Origin of the sequence: Leucothrix mucor DSM 2157 (assembly GCF_000419525.1) — a bacterium.
GTDB lineage: Bacteria > Pseudomonadota > Gammaproteobacteria > Thiotrichales > Thiotrichaceae > Leucothrix > Leucothrix mucor.
Map to the genome: position 1 here is coordinate 3,057,563 of NZ_ATTE01000001.1, position 16,496 is coordinate 3,074,058.

15 protein-coding genes are annotated in these 16,496 nt (G+C 48.4%); 6 read left to right on the forward strand and 9 right to left on the reverse strand.

The annotated features are described in order from the left end of the window. Positions 1 to 4 precede the first annotated feature (4 nt). Genes phoB through LEUMU_RS0113835 form a run of 3 tightly spaced genes read left to right on the forward strand, consistent with a single transcriptional unit; the run spans position 5 to position 3,246 of the window. The gene (gene phoB / locus LEUMU_RS0113825; protein ID WP_022952882.1) at positions 5 to 694 is read left to right on the forward strand and encodes a phosphate regulon transcriptional regulator PhoB; all 690 of its coding nucleotides are present in this window, start codon (positions 5 to 7) and stop codon (positions 692 to 694) included. Positions 695 to 703: 9 nt separating this feature from the next. Then, a complete protein-coding gene (phoR, locus tag LEUMU_RS0113830) occupies positions 704 to 2,059 on the forward strand; it encodes a phosphate regulon sensor histidine kinase PhoR (protein WP_022952883.1) in 1,356 nt (451 codons plus the stop codon). 20 nt (positions 2,060 to 2,079) lie between these two features. After that, on the forward strand, positions 2,080 to 3,246 hold the full coding sequence (locus LEUMU_RS0113835) for a M20 aminoacylase family protein (RefSeq protein WP_022952884.1): 1,167 nt from the start codon (positions 2,080 to 2,082) through the stop codon (positions 3,244 to 3,246). A gap of 115 nt (positions 3,247 to 3,361) precedes the next feature. On the opposite strand, the gene truC is transcribed toward LEUMU_RS0113835, so the two are convergent. Then, positions 3,362 to 4,096 carry a tRNA pseudouridine(65) synthase TruC gene (gene truC, locus LEUMU_RS0113840; protein WP_022952885.1) on the reverse strand — a complete coding sequence of 245 codons (735 nt, stop codon included), beginning with the start codon at positions 4,094 to 4,096 and terminating at the stop codon, positions 3,362 to 3,364. A 115-nt stretch (positions 4,097 to 4,211) separates the two neighbouring features. Between truC and LEUMU_RS0113845 the strand changes: the two genes are divergently transcribed. Next, positions 4,212 to 5,645, forward strand: coding sequence for a Do family serine endopeptidase (locus LEUMU_RS0113845; protein WP_022952886.1), 1,434 nt, complete (start codon positions 4,212 to 4,214; stop codon positions 5,643 to 5,645). A gap of 89 nt (positions 5,646 to 5,734) precedes the next feature. Here LEUMU_RS0113845 and LEUMU_RS0113850 read toward each other — a convergent pair whose 3' ends face one another. Beyond that, positions 5,735 to 6,304, reverse strand: coding sequence for a DUF4234 domain-containing protein (locus tag LEUMU_RS0113850; protein ID WP_022952887.1), 570 nt, complete (start codon positions 6,302 to 6,304; stop codon positions 5,735 to 5,737). 116 nt (positions 6,305 to 6,420) lie between these two features. On the opposite strand from LEUMU_RS0113850, the gene LEUMU_RS0113855 reads away from it, so the two are divergent. Continuing rightward, positions 6,421 to 7,065 (forward strand): M50 family metallopeptidase, encoded by a 645-nt coding sequence (locus LEUMU_RS0113855; RefSeq protein WP_022952888.1) that lies wholly within the window; start codon positions 6,421 to 6,423, stop codon positions 7,063 to 7,065. A gap of 20 nt (positions 7,066 to 7,085) precedes the next feature. Here LEUMU_RS0113855 and LEUMU_RS0113860 read toward each other — a convergent pair whose 3' ends face one another. Beyond that, complete coding sequence (locus tag LEUMU_RS0113860; RefSeq protein ID WP_022952889.1) at positions 7,086 to 8,279, reverse strand: alpha/beta hydrolase family protein; 1,194 nt, start codon at positions 8,277 to 8,279, stop codon at positions 7,086 to 7,088. Positions 8,280 to 8,437: 158 nt separating this feature from the next. On the opposite strand from LEUMU_RS0113860, the gene sbcB reads away from it, so the two are divergent. Continuing rightward, a complete protein-coding gene (gene sbcB / locus LEUMU_RS0113865) occupies positions 8,438 to 9,865 on the forward strand; it encodes an exodeoxyribonuclease I (RefSeq protein WP_026744774.1) in 1,428 nt (475 codons plus the stop codon). A 100-nt stretch (positions 9,866 to 9,965) separates the two neighbouring features. On the opposite strand, the gene LEUMU_RS0113870 is transcribed toward sbcB, so the two are convergent. The 6 genes from LEUMU_RS0113870 to dnaK form a co-directional block, all read right to left on the reverse strand. Then, on the reverse strand, positions 9,966 to 10,673 hold the full coding sequence (locus tag LEUMU_RS0113870) for a tellurite resistance TerB family protein (protein WP_022952890.1): 708 nt from the start codon (positions 10,671 to 10,673) through the stop codon (positions 9,966 to 9,968). Positions 10,674 to 10,735: 62 nt separating this feature from the next. Then, on the reverse strand, positions 10,736 to 11,431 hold the full coding sequence (gene hda / locus LEUMU_RS0113875) for a DnaA regulatory inactivator Hda (RefSeq protein WP_022952891.1): 696 nt from the start codon (positions 11,429 to 11,431) through the stop codon (positions 10,736 to 10,738). Continuing rightward, positions 11,431 to 12,480: an AI-2E family transporter gene (locus tag LEUMU_RS0113880; protein ID WP_022952892.1), complete on the reverse strand. Its 1,050-nt coding sequence runs from the start codon at positions 12,478 to 12,480 to the stop codon at positions 11,431 to 11,433. Before LEUMU_RS0113880 ends, hda begins: the two co-directional genes overlap by 1 nt. Positions 12,481 to 12,498: 18 nt before the next feature. Then, complete coding sequence (gene dapB, locus LEUMU_RS0113885) at positions 12,499 to 13,299, reverse strand: 4-hydroxy-tetrahydrodipicolinate reductase (protein ID WP_022952893.1); 801 nt, start codon at positions 13,297 to 13,299, stop codon at positions 12,499 to 12,501. Between the two features lie 3 nt (positions 13,300 to 13,302). Then, entirely contained in the window at positions 13,303 to 14,460 is a 1,158-nt protein-coding gene (dnaJ, locus tag LEUMU_RS0113890; RefSeq protein ID WP_022952894.1) for a molecular chaperone DnaJ, read from the reverse strand. A gap of 107 nt (positions 14,461 to 14,567) precedes the next feature. Continuing rightward, positions 14,568 to 16,487, reverse strand: coding sequence for a molecular chaperone DnaK (gene dnaK / locus LEUMU_RS0113895; RefSeq protein ID WP_022952895.1), 1,920 nt, complete (start codon positions 16,485 to 16,487; stop codon positions 14,568 to 14,570). Positions 16,488 to 16,496: the final 9 nt, after the last annotated feature.

Here is a 16,496-nt window from a genome sequence, read left to right on the forward strand (position 1 = left end):
AATTATGGAAACCATTTTATTAGTTGAAGACGAGCAACCCATTCGCCAAATGTTAGGCTTTGCCCTATCGCGCGCTGGCTATCGAACCCTTGAAGCCGGTGATGCACGCCAGGCTCAGAGTACACTTAGCGAAGCGCAACCAGATCTGATTTTAATGGATTGGATGCTACCGGATGCCACGGGGATTGAACTGATTCGTCACCTAAAGCGGGATAGCTTTACCAGCGATATCCCTGTTATCATGCTTACCGCAAAATCCACAGAACAAGACAAAATCACCGGCCTAAATTCAGGGGCAGATGACTATGTCAGCAAGCCATTTTCACCCCGGGAACTCATCGCACGAGTACAGGCTGTATTGCGCCGCAACAGCTCTAAACAAGCTAGCGAAGAAATTCTGCATGCGCGTCAATTGCGACTCAATAAAGCCAGCCACCGTGTCACCGTGGATGATAATACGCTTGATCTTGGCCCCACGGAGTTTCGCTTGCTCAGCTTTCTGATGGAAAATCCGAACCGTGTTTATAGCCGTGGCACCTTGTTAGATCATGTCTGGGGACGAAATACCTATGTCGAAGAACGCACCGTCGATGTCCATATTCTGCGCCTGCGCAAATCACTTGCGCCATGGCGCTATGATCAACTTATCCAAACCGTGCGAGGAGTTGGCTATCGCTTCTCACCTAGCGAGTAATCCGAAGTAATGACTTGGAAATATTATTTAAGCGAGGTATTGGCTCACGAAATCCGCGTGCTGATGTATATCGGAATTGCTTGTTTATTGCTGGCGACTACCGGAGTTTCGTGGGTCGGATTAGTCATCTTGGCGCTGACGTCTTTTACGCTGTATCACCTATGGCAAGGTAAGTTACTGCTGGAATGGGTATCGATCGATCATCGTGAAGCACCGCCCGATGAGGTTCGTGGTATCTGGAATCTGCTCGCTACACGGATGCATAAAACTAATAAAGCGCATCGCCAACAGGATGCCAAGTCGCGCCAATTAATTAATCAATTCATTAAAGTCAGTATGGCCATGCCTGACGGAATTGTGATCGTCGATGACAAGGGCAGAATTGAGTGGTTTAACGAAACAGCGATTCGCTTATTGGGCCTGCGAAAAGTGCAAGATCGTGGCAGCCACATCATTAACTTAATCCGCGACCCTGCTTTTATTGCATTTATCGACAAAGATAATACCAGCGAAAGCCTGCGCATGGATTCCTCTGTCGACCCCGATGTGAAGCTTGATCTTCGACTCACCCGTTATAATGACAAGCGTCTATTAATCATTCAGGATTTCAGTGCTTTAGATCATATGGAACAAGTGCGCAAAGACTTTGTCGCCAATGTGTCCCATGAACTGCGCACACCACTGAGTGTGATTGCCGGCTATCTTGAAACCTTAAATGATGAAGAGGCCCCTGAGTTGGAGCCTTACCAACCGATATTCTGGCAGATGAAAGATCAATCTGATCGCATGACGCGCTTGGTTGAAGACTTGCTCATTCTGTCAAATCTGGAAAGTAATCAAACCATTAGTAACCGCACGCCTGTCGATGTTCCGGGCATGTTAAAAGGCATCTGTGATGACGCCATTATTCTAAGCGGCTCAAAAAATCACGACATTCATTTAGAAGTGAGCAGCGACAAATTCTTAAGCGGTAATCCGAGTGAGTTGCATGGCGTGTTTTCTAATCTGGTCTCCAATGCGGTTAATTACACTCCCGAGCTGGGTGCGATTTATATTCGCTGGTATTCCAGTGGAGGCAAACTCATTATGGAAGTCAGCGATACCGGAATTGGTATTGAGCCGCAGCATATTAATCGCCTGACGGAACGCTTTTACCGCGCCGATAAAGGCCGCTCACGGAGCGTTGGTGGCACTGGACTAGGTTTAGCCATCGCCAAACACGCACTGCAACGCCACGATGGTGTGTTGAAGATTAGCAGCGTACCCGGCCAAGGCAGCACCTTTAAATGTATTTTCCCTCCGGAGCGCGCACTGGATAATACTTTCAATTCATCCTCCGCTGACTCTATACTGGAGGACGATTAATACTATTTTGAGGCGCCCCAATGATAGCCATTGCACCCGGTTCAGCTCTCCACCAAGACATGATTACCTGGCGTCATTGGCTACATCAGCACCCCGAACTGTGTTTTGAAGAGTTTAAAACCAGTGACTACATTGCCAGTGTGCTGGAGTCGCTGGAGATACCCATTCACCGCGGTTTAGGTGGCACCGGTATTGTTGCCACTATAACCGGCCAAGGCTCCGGCCCCAGTATTGGTTTGCGCGCCGATATCGACGCCCTCCCCGTCACTGAGCTCAATGACATCCCCTACAAATCGCAACACCCCGGAAAAATGCACGCCTGCGGTCATGATGGCCACTCCACTATGCTGCTTGGCGCTGCCGCTTATCTTAAACAGAACAACCAATTTAACGGAACCGTTCACTGCATTTTCCAGCCTGCTGAAGAAGGTGATGCGGGAGCACTCCAGATGATTGAGGAAGGGCTGTTTGATTTATTCCCCTGTCAGGAAATTTACGGCATGCACAACTGGCCGGGCTTAGAAGCGGGTCAATTTGCGGTACACGATAGTGCGGTGATGGCAGGCGTGGAAACGCTTAATATCAGCATTCATGGCAAAGGTGGTCATGCTGCTATGCCACACAAAACTATTGATCCTGTGGTTATCAGTGCGCAAATCATTACGGCATTGCAGAGCATTGTGTCGCGTAATATCGCACCAGTAGATTCGGCGGTAATCAGCATTACTCAAGTCAATGCAGGTCATGCGCATAATGTGATTCCGGATACCGTGAATATGGCTGGTACCATGCGCTACTTTGATCCCCTCACCCGCCCGCTGGTATTAGATCGAATTAAAACGCTGGTAGAAGGGATTAGTGCGAGCTATGGCGCAACTGGCGAACTCACGATTATTCCTGGCTATCCACCAGTGATTAACTCGCCTGAGCATGCGGCGTACAGTGCCAATGCAACCAGCGCAGTGGTTGGTGAAGACAAAGTACAACGCACTATGCCGCCAAGCATGGCCGCTGAAGATTTTGCCTTTATGTTGCAGGAATTACCCGGTGCTTATATTTGGATTGGCAATGGCGAAGGTGAGCAAGGTGGCTGCATGCTCCACAATGCACATTATGATTTTAATGATGATGTGGCTCCGCTTGGTGCAAGCTATTGGGTAAACTTAGTTCGGCAGCGACTAACTTAAGGCAGCCGAAAATTATTAAACATCATGGCTTGGCCAACCACGCGCCAAGCCTAACCATCCGCCAGTAAGCCAGTAAGCCAGTAAGCCAGTAAGCCAGTAAGCCAGTAAGCCAGTATTATTCGCTAGGTGCCTGCGCTGTGACTAACTCTAATTGTTCCAGCATTAGTTTAAAATCATCACTTAGCGGCGCTTCAATATCTAATGGCTTCCCCGTTACCGGATGCTTCAAACTCAAGCGCCCTGCGTGCAGCATCAAGCGCTGCAAATCAAACTGATCCCGCAAAAAACGGTTCTGTGTGCCATCGCCATGCGAGGTATCACCAACGATCGGATGGAAGATATGTTTCATATGCCGACGCAGCTGATGTTTACGTCCCGTCTGCGGGCTTAAGCTCACCAAGGAATAGCGCACGCTGTTATAACGCCCCACCGGAAACGGCAACTCAGTTCGCGCCAAGCACTCATAATGAGTCACTGCATCCTGCGCAGGCTTGTCAGGATCGACCTTAGCATCGGTCATTTTGTCCCATTGTGCTTGTAATGCATAATCAATAACCCCACTATCTTCTATATGACCACGCACAATTGCCTGATACGTTTTGGCAACCTGCTTTGCCGTGAACTGCTCCGTCAACTGGCGGGCAACTTCGGATGACAAAGCAAACAACAACACACCAGAGGTAGGCTTATCAAGCCGATGCACCGGAAATACGTGTTGCCCAATTTGGTCTCGCGTGAGTTGAATCGCAAAGCGCGTCTCATGCTTATCAATCGGGCTTCGATGAACCAGCAAACCTGAAGGTTTATTGATCGCAACGACCGCGGTATCTTGGTAAAGTATTTCCAGCATAAACGTCAGCAACTATTTGTTTTTAATTCATAAAGATTTATTAATCAATTGGCAAACAATCAGTAACAATGTGCGTGACACAATCGCATGCAATTAATCAATGGAGGTTATAACGGTGAGCCAGATAATTAGGCCAGCAACCATTAAAGCATTTTCCGCAATGCTTCTAACAGGTATTTTACTTGCCACATCCTATGCCGCGAAGGCAGATGGACTCCCTAATCTCGTCGATGTAATCGAGAAGAACCGTAATTCGGTCGTTAACATCGCCACAAAAGGCAGCTCAGACCCGACGGTAAACACTGGAAGCAACAGTCTGGATCTGGATAGCCTGCCACCGCAACTGCGTGAGTTCTTTAAAGGCATGCCAGCGCCAAATGCTAAGCCAAAATCGCAGCCATTTCGTTCATTGGGCTCCGGCTTCATCATCTCATCCGATGGTTATGTTGTCACCAACGCCCATGTAATTGATGATGCAGAAAGCATTCGCGTGACCTTAAAAGATCGTCGCGAGTTAGATGCAAAAGTGATTGGTGTCGATGAAAACAGCGACATCGCATTGTTAAAAGTTGAAGCTAAAGATTTGCCAGTGGCGACCTTTGGTGATTCATCAAAATTGAAAGTTGGCCAGTGGGTTGTAGCGATTGGCGCACCATTTGGTTTAGAGCACAGTGCTTCGCAAGGTATTGTCAGCGCACTGGCTCGTAGCTTAAATGACGGCGTAAACAACACAACGTATGTGCCATTCATCCAAACGGACGTTGCGGTTAACCCTGGTAACTCAGGCGGCCCACTGTTCGATTTAGATGGCAATGTCGTTGGTGTGAACTCCATGATTTACAGCCGCAGTGGCGGTTACATGGGAATCTCATTCTCCATTCCAGCGAACACGGTTAAGAATGTAACCACACAGCTGAAGGAAAAAGGCTATGTAAGCCGCGGCAAACTGGGTGTATTGATTCAGGATGTTACTCAGGAGTTGGCAGATTCGTTCAACCTACCTGGCCCAACCGGCGCACTAGTTGCCCGTGTCGAGACGGATAGTGCAGCGGATAAAGCGGGCCTAAAAACCGGTGATGTCATCGTGTCGTTTAACAGCGTACCAGTTTACACCTCTTCAGATTTACCACCATTGGTTGGTAACACTGAAATCGGTAAACACGTACCAGTGACACTGATCCGTGCTGGTAAGGAAGTTAAGGTTGAAGTGGTCGTAGGCCAGTTAAAACCAACACCGGATGCGAAAGTGGCTAAAGCTGCTGCCGCTAAAGATGGGTTTGGCGTTGCCGTTGGCCCACTGGATGAAGAGCAGCGTAAAGCGACTCGTTCTGACAAAGGTGTGGTTGTAAATCAGGTAATCGGTGACAGCACTGCTGAGAAAGCCGGCATCCTAGTTAACGACATTATCGTATCGTTTAATAACAAAGAAGTGGCTACACCAGATGAGCTTCGCCAAGCGATTAAAGATGCCCCTAAAGGCCGCTCAGTACCCGTGCTAGTCATTCGTGACAACTCTGCGCGTTACATTCCGGTGCACTTACCTGAGTAACACGCAACAACAAGCTTCATAGGTAGTACCCTTTTGCGCCCTGTTTCAGGGCGCTTTTTTTATGCCTGCTATTTCGCTATCGGTTTAACTTACAGCTCGATGGTGCCTTGCCTGGATTGCTCAACATCTTCATCGTCGTCATCTGAAGAAACACGCTGCATTGGACCGTGATCATGAATTTTATTGATCTTGTATTGCAGATAGTAAGTGGTAAACAAAAACAGTAATAAGCCGTTTACCCAAACCGCATCACCCGGTACCGCACCCGTCAAACGGTTTAATTGACGGCGAAAATTAAATAGCCATACTAACGCCATCACAAACGATAACAGCCCCAAAATGCCTTGTGCACCAGAGGTTGAAGTCGCCAGCCCAGTTTCCGGCATCATCAATTGAATCGAGGACATTACAAAACCGATCACACCCAGAATCACGGTAGAGTTGACCAACCATTCCGGCATTCTGAGCGAGGCGGGTATACAGCGGTTTAACATTTGATTGCGGGTATAAATCCAGTAATACACAAACAATCCCATGGTAAGAATACCGATACCAACAAATAACATGGTTGGGAAACGTGGGAAGTTCTGGATAAAATTAGGGTCCTGCTTCGGTCGTAAATCAGACTCTGGCGGGGTATACGGGTCGTGCTCCGACATTGTTTTTCCTTGTATGAAAAAAGGGATTCATGCCCCTGAAAATAAGGCGTTAGTGTACCAGTAGACCCTGCAGGGTCAATGCTGGACTAGTTAACTTAAGCTTTGGATAATGGTATATGTATATTGACCAAAAAGACAAAACACCCAGCTCTCGCGCTGAGAAAATATTCATCCTAATCCTAAGCGGGCTGTTCCTGTTTATGATGTGCATGGAAATGATCAGCGACTACGAGCCTCGCAAGCTATCCATGCTGCTATTCATCCTATTCTGGGTGCCTTTATTATTCCTGCATGAGTTTGGACACGCATTAATGGCAAAGTTCTGTGGCTGGGAAGTTAAACGCACGGTAATTGGCTTTGGTAGCGTGATGCACACCACTCGCTTATTTGGCGCGCCAATGGAAATTCGCATGGTGCCGCTGGAAGGGTTTGTCAGTATTGCACCGCTGAATATGAGCTGGGTACGCGTAAAACATGCGCTGATTTATTTTGCAGGCCCTGGCATTGAGCTGCTGGTGTTTTTTGCGATCATGGTTTTTTTAGGCACTGATCAGATTTTTGCACACCATGATAATTATGCGCAGATAGCCTTGCAGAGTCTGGCTTTTGCAGCTTTAGCAGGTGCCATTATCAATTTGATTCCGATTGGTATTCAAACGGAATCTGGCAACTCCCCAAATGACGGTTTAGGTATTTTGCTGTGTTTGACCAGTAGTAAATTAGATTATGAGCTCTGGATTCAGGAGAACCAAAAATCCTAAGCTCAGAATCAATAGCCCGCTTAGCGCCCTTCCGCCTCTGATAGCAAATAAGAGGTTAAGTAGAGCGCAAAGGAAGCCGCACAGTTCACATGAGTGGATGGCACTGCATTGCAGTCTTCCAGCGTGACATCCGCCGCGCCATTGGCTTGCATACTCGTCAATGCATTTACTGCATTTTGATACGGTACGATGTCATCGTTTTGTCCGTGGAATAAGCGCACTGGTGCGTGCGGAGTCCAGTCATACACATTATTGTCTTCCAAGCGATACTTCAGCGTTAACTCACCAGCCAATCCGGCATACTCACTTAAGAAAGCCGGGTCAAATAACTCATCCTTAGCCCGTGGCAACACGCTATTCACCGCAGCACTGCTGTAATCACCGTTATAGCGGCTGTCCAGCACCCGATCGTAAGGCGATTGAATGGCGCGCAAGGTGAGATTTTCCAAGTCATACCATGTGTCATAGGCATGTACCACAAAGCTAAAATAAGCGGGCTGACTTAGCGTCGACTGATTAAGCAAAACCTCATCCGTCATGCCACGCACATCATAAGGCCCTGCCCCAGCGATACTGGCAGTCACCGTAAACTCATCGGCATATAACGTTTGCATGCGTTGATGCGCGGCAATCGTGGCATAGCCACCTTCGGAGTAACCGGCTAAGAATAGCTGCTGATTTAATTCAACGGATTGGGCTTGCAGGTAAGAGCGCGCAGCCCGCAATAAATCAATCACGCTGTTAGCACTGGGAATTGCCTGAATATAAGGATGAGTCAGTGATTTAGACTCGCCGTAGCCAATATAGTCCGTCGCCACCACCACAAAGCCAGCCGATGCAGCCAGCAACGGGCTCGTGTCAAATGAGGGATTATTACTGGGTACCGCACTATCCAGAAAAATTGTACCGTGCTGGTAACTCAGCATTGGGCTTGCTGTAGTTTTGCCTTGCGGAATCGCTACAATCCCCGAAGCATTCACCCGATCCCCGTTTTCCAGTGTGGTTTTGTACACTAGCTTAACCACTTTAACGTCGTAATTACGCCCGGAAATCACGGAAAACAGCGTTAAAAAGGTGTTTTCAGAAACTTTGTATTCATTGAGCACAGAGCTACGAAGTAAGGCTCCCGGTTCGGTATCACCATCAGAGTTGCTACTGCTACCACCGCAAGCACTCAGCAATAGCATCGTTGTTAAAATAAGAATTAAACGCATGGGGGATATCATCATCGACTTATAGTGTGCGCCATCATAACAGAATTTCAGCCAATCGACCCTAGCGTCCTCTACCGAATATGACCCTACGGATACTGTCAGAGCGGCTTAGCGTGTATTATACAGCGTTCAGAAATAACCAACTATTCGGATCGCAGATGGCAAATACCACCTTATTCTGGCATGACTACGAAACCTGGGGCATTAACCCGCGCAAAGACCGCGCATCCCAGTTTGCAGGCATTCGCACCACTCTGGAATTAGAGGTCATTGGCGAGCCCGTGATGATTTACTGCCAGCCTTGCGTCGACTTCCTACCGCACCCTGAAGCCCTACTGGTCACTGGCATCACACCGCAAAAAGCGGCAGCTGAAGGTTTGAATGAAGCAGAGTTTTTTACCCAGATCAATGAAGAGCTTAGCAAGCCCGGCACCTGTGGCGTGGGTTACAACAGCCTGCGCTTTGATGATGAAGTCAGCCGCTTTGGTTTTTACCGCAATTTTATCGACCCCTACGCCCGTGAATGGCAAAACGGTAATAGTCGTTGGGACTTGCTGGATTTAGTGCGCATGACGCATGCTCTGCGCCCTGAAGGCATTGAATGGCCTGAACGTGAGCCCGGTATTACCAGTTTCCGCCTTGAATTATTGACGGCTGCCAATAACATTCAGCATGAAGGCGCTCACGATGCCTTAGTTGATGTACGCGCTACCATTGCCATGGCTAAGCTAATTCGCGAGAAGCAGCCACGGCTTTACGAGTACTACTTTGCGCTGCGCCAAAAGAGCAAAGCGGCAGAGTTATTGAATGTGCAAAAGCAGGCAACCGTGCTGCACATTTCTGGAATGATTCCGGCAGAGCTAGGGTGTATTTCCCCGATCGTACCGCTGATGCAGCATCCGGTAAATAGCAATGAAATGGTCTGCTTTGATCTACGCCAGGACCCGCAGCAATTATTAAATGCTAGTGTCGATGAAATTGCCAAAAGCTTATATACACCCAATGCAGAACGCGAAGATGACACCCCACGCATTGCGCTAAAAGGCGTACACATCAATAAATCCCCTGCCTTGGCACCGCTTAAAACACTAAGCCCTGAAATGACTGAAAAATGGCAGATTGACTGGGAAGTGATTGAGCAGCACAAACAAACCCTGCTGGCAGATAGTGGCTTACTGGATAAACTGAAAGAGCTCTACAGCCGCTCACCAGAGCGCGAGCCAATTGATGCTGATTCTGCCTTGTACAACGGCTTTATCAATTCTGGCGACCGCAAGCTGTGTAATCTGGTCACCAGCTTATCGCCCGACCGCTTAGCTGGCGAGACAATTGCATTTTCCGATCCACGATTGAAAACCTTGTTATTCCGTTATCGCGCCCGCAACTGGCCGGATAGCCTGAGCCAGCAAGAGCAATGGCAGTGGCAGGAGTTCTGTCGTGCCCGCCTGTGGGATGGGGAGTTTGGTTGTGACTTTACGGCGAGTGATTTTCAGGAAGCCATGCAAGGCATTGCGCAGCGTGATTTGAGTGATGATCAGAAAGCCAATCTTCAACAACTTGTGGATTGGGTTCAGCAGTACGGTTAAATCAGTATAAAAAAAGCGGGTTAATCTAAGACTAACCCGCTTTTATCAAGCTTTCATGCTTAACTACACGTCACACCGCTTTGCTTATTCCAGTCAGGAACTAAGCATCCAGCGCACCAGCTTTGGCTTTCTCAAGCTCAACTAATAACGCATCCGGTAACTCTAAAGCAGCAGCCAACGCATCCAAGTAAGCGCGCTCCATTTCGTTCTGCTTATTGATCACCATTGAGGAGACCAAATAGATCTCAGCACTGGTTTCAGGGCTGTCAGACATCGCTGCCAACTCATCCAGATTCAATGGCGAGGCAATTTCCTTTTGTACAAAGGATGCCACATCACCGCTTAAATTCAGCTTATGCATTTGCTCAGTGATGCTAGTGATTTCATCCTGATCAATATGACCATCTGCCTTAGCGGCTTCAATCATCGCTTTAAGCAAAATCAAGCTGCGTTTTTCAGCTGCATCAGACTCCAGCATGCCCACTGGCACGGGGTCAGGCTCGTTATTTGCCGACTCCACATTATTTTTGTCAGACCAATTTTGATACGCTTTCCAGGCAATGCCACCCACAGCAGCCAAGCTTCCCAGTTTTAATGCGGAACCGGTCACACGGCGACCTGCGCCAGTGCCCAGTAATAAGGCCAACACGCCCGCAGCAACTGCACCGGTTTTCATTCCGGAAATGGTTGAATCACGCTTTTCGCCGGGCTCAGCAATATCAAGCTTCTGCTCAATCGCCGCCTGACCTTTCGCAGCCATCTGGCGTCCGGTTTGCAGTAGTTCTTCAAGTACTGATTTTGCGTCCATACGAGTTACCTATTTGCGTTAAAAGCAGAAAGCCTGCCCTTTAATTAATAAGGTTAAACCAGCTATGAATCAAGTACCTGCTTTAAAAAGGGTACTGTTATTTTCGAATGCTTGCGTAGGCTTTCCTGATCTAACACGTTCAAAATAGTGAGTAGCGAGCCGATATCTCGCGGGTAATGGCGCTCCAGGTAGCTCAGTACCCGATCGCTTAACTCAATCCCGCGCTGTGCTGCACGCTGCTGAAGTACCTGGCGCTTCTCATCATCGGTCAGTGCATACAACACATGCGTTTCACCCCAGATCAGGCGCGAGGCCAAGTCCGGCAACTGACACTCAAGATAGCGAGGATTCTGCGTGGCACTTAAGATCAAACGCTGCTGGGAGGTTCGGGACTGATTAATCAGATTAAACAAAGCCTCTTCCCAATCGCGATTACCCAGCACCTGATCAATATCATCGATCACGATCATGTGCATGGCTTCAAGGCCGATGGTCGCCGCAACGCCATAAGTCGCCAAGGATTTCATCGGTAAATAGGAGACTCGCTGCCCACGCTCCGAGGCGTGATAGCAACACGCTTGTAATAGATGGGATTTTCCACTGTGCATTTCACCCCATACAAATAGCTGGGATGATTGGCTGGTTTCTGAGAATGTTTTTAACAGAGCAAACACATCCTCATTCGCCGGTGTGGAGAAAAAGGAGTCGAAACTCAAGCTGTCACGCGATGTGACATTTAGCACCATTTGTTGTGACATCAGATTCGGTATATTTGGCTTTCGAGATAGGAGTCATGCGCATGTCGTAACAACACCGCAAGAACTGCGAAGACTGGCAATGCCAGCAGGATTCCGAAAAATCCAAACAACTGACCGCCAGCTAATACGGCGAAAATGACCGCCACCGGATGCAGCCCAATACGATCACCGACCAGCAATGGCGTTAAAAACATTCCCTCGATCACCTGCGCCACTCCGAATACCACAAAGACCCAGAATACCATCATAAAGCTTTGGGTTTCTACTAATGCAGCAACACTCGCAATCGCAATACCAACAAACAATCCCATGTAGGGAATGAAGCTAATAATGCCCGCGATCATGCCAATCAGCAGTGCAAAATCAACACCGATAATCGCCAATCCAATGCTGTAAATAGTGCCTAAACCCATCATCACCAGCATCTGGCCACGCAAAAAAGCACCCAACATTTCATCGGACTCTTTAGCCAGCATGGCAATTTTAGGCTCGATATTACGTGGTAGCAGTTCGCGGACATAAGCAACCAATCGGTCCCAGTCGCGCAGCAGGTAGAACGTGATGACCGGAATCAGCATCATATTGATCAGCCAGCCCATCACCACTAAGCCAGACTTAGAAACAGTGCCAACCAAACCTTTAATGAAGCCACCGGCAACATCCCACTCTTTGGAGAGCGTAGCACCCAAGCTTTCTTTATCAATCTGTGGCAGATCAATACCGAAGGCAGCCAGCTGCGGTGACAAGGTCTCACGCAGCCAGATTAGATAATCAGGTACTTTAACAATGAAGTTAGTGATTTGCCCCTGCATCAGAGAAGCCAAGAACACAAAGAATGGCAACAGAACCAAGAACACCACCGCAAACACAATGGCTACGGAGGTGGTCCGGGAGAGCTTATAGGTTTCCAGCCGATCCACTAAGGGATCGCCCAAATATGCCAGCAAAGCACCAACCACAAATGGCAATAAGATCGGCGATAACAGATAAATCAGAAAGCCGCCGACCAGCAGCATTGCCAGCCAAAACCATTGTGTACTTGCTGTCATAAACTCAACATCCTGTTATCAATTCAAATCCAACACATCCTGCATCGAGTAAACAGCAGGCGGGCGACCTTTTAGCCAGTTCGCAGCGCGTATTCCACCTTTAGCAAAGGTCATACGGCTAGAAGCTTTATGGGTGATTTCAATGCGCTCACCGATGTCAGCAAACAGCACGGTGTGCTCGCCCACAATATCACCGGCACGAATGGTTTCAAAGCCAATCGTTTTGCGATCACGCTCGCCCGTTACGCCTTCACGACCATACACGGCGCATTCTTTCAAATCGCGCCCTAAAGCATCCGCCAGCACTTCCCCCATACTCAGTGCCGTACCGGATGGCGCATCAATTTTATGACGGTGATGCGCTTCGATCACTTCAACATCGACGGTATCGCCCAGCACGCGTGCGGCCATATCCAACAACTTAAAGCACAGGTTCACACCCACACTCATATTCGATGAAAAGACCACCGGAATAGTTTTGCCAGCTTCCTGAATACGGGCTTTTTGCTCATCACTAAACCCCGTTGTACCGATCACGATGGCTTTATTGTTCGCCACGCACCAATCCAAATGCTGCATCGTCGCCGCTGTTACCGTAAAGTCGATAACAACGTCAAAGTCTGCTGCGGCATCCAAAGAGTCTACCAGCGCAATCTCGTTCTTACCGATTGCGGCTAACTCACCCGAGTCAGCACCGGCCAGAGAGCTACCCACATTCACCGTCGCAGCGGTTAACTGCGCAGTTTCATCTAAGTGGACGGCTTCCATCAGAACTCGTCCCATACGTCCGGCAGCGCCGACAATTGCAACCTTAGTCATGGCTTACTTCTCTCCCTCAAACCAACCTTTTACATTATCAAAGAATGATTTGGTTTTATCACCCCAGCCGTGCATTTCCGGGCTGTGCTTTTCTTTGCCATCTGACAAACTTTGCTCCAGCTCTTCCAGCATGCGCTTTTGATCTTTAGTCAGATTCACCGGTGTTTCTACCTGAATCTTACAGAACAGATCGCCTTCAAACGCATCGCGGACTGATTTCACGCCTTTGCCACGCATCCGGAATACTTTTCCAGACTGTGATCCTGCCGGAATCTTCAGACTAACTTTACCATTCAGCGTTGGCACTTCAACTTCACCGCCCAGTGCGGTCGTTGTAAAGCGAACGGGAATGGTGCAATGCAGATCGCTGCCATCACGTCTGAAGATAGAGTGTTGCTTAAGCTCCATCTGAACATACAAGTCACCGGATGGGCCGCCGTTCATGCCAGCTTCGCCTTCGCCCGACAAACGAATACGGTCGCCAGTATCCACACCCATTGGAATCTTAACTTCCAGCGTCTTGTGTTCTTCTGTACGTCCTTGTCCGTGACAACTTGGGCAAGGGTCTTTAATTTCTTTTCCTGAACCATGACAACTTGGGCAAGTCTGCTGTACCGCAAAGAAACCTTGCTGAATACGGACCTGGCCTTGGCCATGACAGGTTGAGCAGGTTTGTGGTGTAGTGCCCGATTTAGCACCGGTTCCGCCACAAGGCTTACAGTTTTGCATGGTTGGAATGCGAATATCGACTGTGGTACCAAATACAGCCTGTTCCAGTGTCAAATCCAAGTTGTACTGCAAGTCGTTACCGCGATATGCACGGTTCGGATTATGACCACCACGGCCACCGCCAAAGATCTCATCAAAGATATCGCCAAAGCCGCCACCGCCGCCACCGAAGCCGCCGCCAAATCCACCACGACCACCCGCAGAGCCATCCACACCCGCATGACCAAACTGGTCATAAGCCGCGCGCTTTTGGGGCTCACTCAATATTTCATAAGCTTCTTTAATGTTCTTAAATTTGGCTTCTGCTTCAGCATCACCGGGGTTACGGTCAGGATGGTGTTTCATCGCCATGCGCTTAAACGCTTTTTTTAATTCACTTTCACTAGCGTTTTTGCTGACGCCAAGCGTTTCGTAATAGTCCTGTTTTGCCATACTGTTAACCTGAATTTTGCTACGTAAATTGTGATTCGCTAAAAACTAAAGCAGGCGTGCAGAGTATTGCCCTGCACGCCTGAGTGTCTTACCAGCTTGTGTGTTGCTTACTTCTTAGAGTCATCAACATCAACAAACTCAGCGTCAACCACGTCATCATCAACTGGCTTTTGCTGTGCCTGAGCACCGTCTGGCTGACCAGCTGCATCACCGGCACCCGCTTGTGCCTGAGCCAACGCTCCGGACGCTTCCATCAGCGCTTGAGCTTTGCTGTCGATCAGCTCTTTGTCGTCGCCTTCCATTGCTTTTTTAACTTCATCAATCAAAGCTTGGATCTTAGCAACTTCAGCGCCGTCAACCTTATCGCCGAACTCTTTCAGTGACTTCTCAGTACCGTGAACGATGCTGTCTGCAGAGTTACGAGCATCAACCAATGCGCGCAGCTTCTTATCTTCTTCAGCATGTGCTTCAGCATCTTTAACCATCTTTTCGATTTCATCATCAGACAAACCGGAAGAAGATTTGATCTGGATAGATTGCTCTTTACCAGTCGCCTTATCTTTAGCCGATACATTCAAGATACCGTTGGCATCGATGTCTAAGCTAACTTCGATCTGAGGCATACCGCGTGGTGCTGGCGGAATGTCTGTCAGGTCAAAACGGCCCAGAGACTTGTTACCGGAAGCCATTTCGCGCTCACCCTGTAACACGTGCACAGTTACTGCACTCTGGTTATCATCTGCTGTAGAGAACACTTGCTGCGCCTTAGTCGGAATAGTTGTGTTCTTTTCGATCAGCTTAGTCATTACGCCGCCCATTGTCTCGATACCCAGAGACAGTGGAGTAACGTCCAGTAGCAGTACGTCAGTCACAGAACCACCCAGTACACCACCTTGAATCGCCGCACCTGCTGCAACTGCTTCGTCAGGGTTCACGTCTTTACGTGGCTCTTTACCGAAGAAGTCTGTAACAGTCTGCTGAACCTTAGGCATACGGGTTTGACCACCCACCAGGATTACATCGTCGATGTCAGACGCTGACAAACCAGCATCTTTCAATGCCATTTGGCAAGGTGCAACAGTACGAGTAATCAGGTCATCAACCAATGATTCCAACTTAGCGCGAGTCACTTTTACGTTCAAGTGCTTAGGGCCTGATGCATCAGCCGTGATGTATGGCAGGTTTACATCAGTCTGGTTTGAGGATGACAATTCGATCTTCGCTTTCTCAGCCGCATCCTTCAGACGCTGCAGAGCCAGAGGATCGTTATGCAGATCCATGCCGTTTTCTTTCTTGAACTCATCTGCTAAGTAGTCGATCAGACGCATGTCGAAATCTTCACCACCAAGGAATGTATCACCGTTGGTAGACAGTACTTCGAACTGGTACTCGCCATCGATCTCAGCGATTTCGATGATAGATACGTCAAAAGTACCACCACCTAAGTCGTATACCGCCAGCTTCTTATCGCCTTTGGTTGCTTTATCCATACCATAAGCCAGTGCAGCAGCAGTTGGCTCGTTGATGATACGCTTTACATCCAAACCAGCGATCTTACCGGCATCTTTAGTTGCTTGACGCTGTGAGTCATTGAAGTATGCAGGAACGGTGATAACCGCTTCTGTAACTTCTTCACCCAGGTACGCTTCAGCATCTTTCTTCAACTTCATCAATACGCGAGCTGATACTTCAGGTGCTGACATTTTCTTGCCGTTCACTTCAACCCATGCGTCGCCGTTATCAGCTTTAACGATTTTGTAAGGAACCAGCTTAATATCTTTTTGTACGGCTTCTTCTTCAAACGTACGACCAATCAAACGCTTGATGGCATACAGCGTGTTATTTGGGTTAGTAACCGCTTGACGCTTTGCAGAGTGACCTACCAGAACTTCATCTTCAGTGAATGCGATGATTGAAGGCGTTGTACGATGGCCTTCTGAGTTCTCAATGATCTTTGCTTCTTTACCTTCGATTACAGCAACACAAGAGTTTGTGGTACCCAAATCAATTCCAATAATCTTTCCCATTCTGTTTCT

Coding starts and splice junctions, on each gene's coding strand:
- hda (WP_022952891.1), bottom strand. CDS start 11,431: ATGTCACAACAAATGGTGCTAAATGTCACATCGCGTGACAGCTTGAGT.
- LEUMU_RS0113835 (WP_022952884.1), top strand. CDS start 2,080: ATGATAGCCATTGCACCCGGTTCAGCTCTCCACCAAGACATGATTACC.
- dnaK (WP_022952895.1), bottom strand. CDS start 16,487: ATGGGAAAGATTATTGGAATTGATTTGGGTACCACAAACTCTTGTGTT.
- LEUMU_RS0113855 (WP_022952888.1), top strand. CDS start 6,421: ATGTATATTGACCAAAAAGACAAAACACCCAGCTCTCGCGCTGAGAAA.
- LEUMU_RS0113850 (WP_022952887.1), bottom strand. CDS start 6,304: ATGTCGGAGCACGACCCGTATACCCCGCCAGAGTCTGATTTACGACCG.
- LEUMU_RS0113880 (WP_022952892.1), bottom strand. CDS start 12,480: ATGACAGCAAGTACACAATGGTTTTGGCTGGCAATGCTGCTGGTCGGC.
- dapB (WP_022952893.1), bottom strand. CDS start 13,299: ATGACTAAGGTTGCAATTGTCGGCGCTGCCGGACGTATGGGACGAGTT.
- phoB (WP_022952882.1), top strand. CDS start 5: ATGGAAACCATTTTATTAGTTGAAGACGAGCAACCCATTCGCCAAATG.
- LEUMU_RS0113870 (WP_022952890.1), bottom strand. CDS start 10,673: ATGGACGCAAAATCAGTACTTGAAGAACTACTGCAAACCGGACGCCAG.
- phoR (WP_022952883.1), top strand. CDS start 704: ATGACTTGGAAATATTATTTAAGCGAGGTATTGGCTCACGAAATCCGC.
- LEUMU_RS0113860 (WP_022952889.1), bottom strand. CDS start 8,279: ATGCGTTTAATTCTTATTTTAACAACGATGCTATTGCTGAGTGCTTGC.
- sbcB (WP_026744774.1), top strand. CDS start 8,438: ATGGCAAATACCACCTTATTCTGGCATGACTACGAAACCTGGGGCATT.
- dnaJ (WP_022952894.1), bottom strand. CDS start 14,460: ATGGCAAAACAGGACTATTACGAAACGCTTGGCGTCAGCAAAAACGCT.
- truC (WP_022952885.1), bottom strand. CDS start 4,096: ATGCTGGAAATACTTTACCAAGATACCGCGGTCGTTGCGATCAATAAA.